This is a genomic window from Limnospira sp. PMC 289.06, assembly GCF_032350395.1.
In the GTDB taxonomy this organism is placed as follows: Bacteria; Cyanobacteriota; Cyanobacteriia; order Cyanobacteriales; family Microcoleaceae; genus Limnospira; species Limnospira platensis.
Genome location: NZ_JARPLC010000396.1, coordinates 1 through 802, shown reverse-complemented (window position 1 = coordinate 802; position 802 = coordinate 1). Strand labels below are relative to the sequence as shown.

Annotated in this window: 1 protein-coding gene and 1 pseudogene; both read left to right on the top strand. The window is 44.8% G+C overall.

Features of this window, described 5'->3' with window-relative positions:
- The coding region (locus P5674_RS25425) for an HNH endonuclease signature motif containing protein (protein WP_315670445.1) at nt 1–286 on the top strand (286 nt) is incomplete at its 5' end.
- Between the two features lie 96 nt (nt 287–382).
- Nucleotides 383–541 (top strand): annotated as a pseudogene (locus tag P5674_RS25420) (transposase); the annotation flags it as partial.
- Nucleotides 542–802 lie beyond the last annotated feature (261 nt).

Here is an 802-nt window from a genome sequence, read left to right as displayed (position 1 = left end):
AATACGCCCCGACGCAACACCATACGACGGAAATTGGACTTACTGGGCAACCAGGAGAGGACAAGCAATCGATACGCCAATTAGGGTAGCAAAACTACTCAAGAAACAAAAAGGTAGATGTACCTGGTGTGGGCAATTCTTTACCCCATCAGATTTAATTGAAGTAGACCACATTGTACCTAGAAGCCAAGGCGGAAAGGATGAATACAAGAATCTTCAATTATTACATCGCCATTGTCACGATGATAAAACAGCTCTTGATGAAGAGATGATGCTGTACTCTTAACAAGGAGACGGTCAAACTAGGAGCCGTATGAGGTGAAAGTCTCAAGTACGGTTTTGAATGGGAGGGGTAGACCGTGAGGTCTATCTCGACCCCTAATCTCCCTTTACCTTTGAGGGTTGTTGTAATCGGACAGTGTTTGAGTTGTGGTTGGAGTTTATCTTAATTCCAACATTGAAGCCAGGTCAGACTCTAGTATTGGACAATGCAACGTTTCATAAAGGGGGGCGGATTGCTGAACTGGTGGAGGCAGCTCGTTATGGTCGAAAGGGAAGTCGCCTTCCCCAACTCCAATTCAAAACCGTGCTTGATACTTTCACATCACACGGCTCCTGATGTGGATACCCCTTTTGACATCGGGAACAGGGTAACAACTTCCTGCTTTGTGACTTCAACTTTTAGAGCTAAATACAACATCGTAGTCTTTAAACTCGCTATCGTCGTAAACACTCCTAATTGTCGCAGTCTCTATATCCACACCGTGACTAGTGGGCATATCCTAACCATTACAGTTAGGCA